The 754-nt window shown below is 44.8% G+C and carries 1 pseudogene; it reads left to right on the top strand.

What is annotated here, in order from left to right:
• Positions 1–754 (top strand): annotated as a pseudogene (locus tag R2Q80_RS21885) (hypothetical protein); the annotation flags it as partial.

The raw sequence follows: 754 nt of genomic DNA, 5'->3' as shown, positions 1-754 counted from the left end.
TCTGCTGTTCATACTTTAACCCAAGCCGATATTGATGCAGGTACTTATAGCAATACCGCAACGGTAACCGGTAAGACACCGGCTGGTGCAGATGTAACTGATGTTTCAGGAACGACGGAGACTAATGATACACCAACAGTGGCTACCATTACTCCGGCTGGTGCTGTGACTTTAGTGAAAACTGTTAACGGTACTGTGTCGAATAAAGCAGGCGAGGTATTGAATTACAACCTTGTTATTAAGAATACCGGAAACGTCACCTTAACCAATCTGGTAATTACTGATGCCAATGCAATTGTTACGGGTTCTCCTGTTTCTACTTTAGCTCCAGGTGCAAGCGTAACATTAACCGCTGCTCATACTTTAATTCAAAGCGATGTAGATGCTGGAACTTATACCAACACCGCAAGCGTTACAGGTAAAACACCAGCTGGGTTGGACGTGACTGATGTTTCAGGAACGACAGAGACTAATGATACACCAACAGTGGCTACCATTCCGCCAGCGGGTGCCGTGACTCTAGTGAAAAATGTTAACGGTTCCGTTCCTAATAAAGCAGGTGAGGAATTGAATTACAACCTTGTTATTAAGAATGCCGGAAACGTCACCTTGACCAATCTTGTGGTTACGGATGCCAATGCTGTGGTAACGAATTCTCCGGTTTCTACTTTAGCTCCGGGCGCAATCGTAACCTTAACCGCTGCTCATACTTTGACTCAAGTTGATGTAGATGCTGGAACCTATACTAACACCG

Origin of the sequence: Pedobacter frigidisoli (assembly GCF_032678525.1) — a bacterium.
GTDB classification, from domain to species: domain Bacteria; phylum Bacteroidota; class Bacteroidia; order Sphingobacteriales; family Sphingobacteriaceae; genus Pedobacter; species Pedobacter frigidisoli_A.
This window is presented reverse-complemented; position numbering and strand designations above follow the sequence as displayed.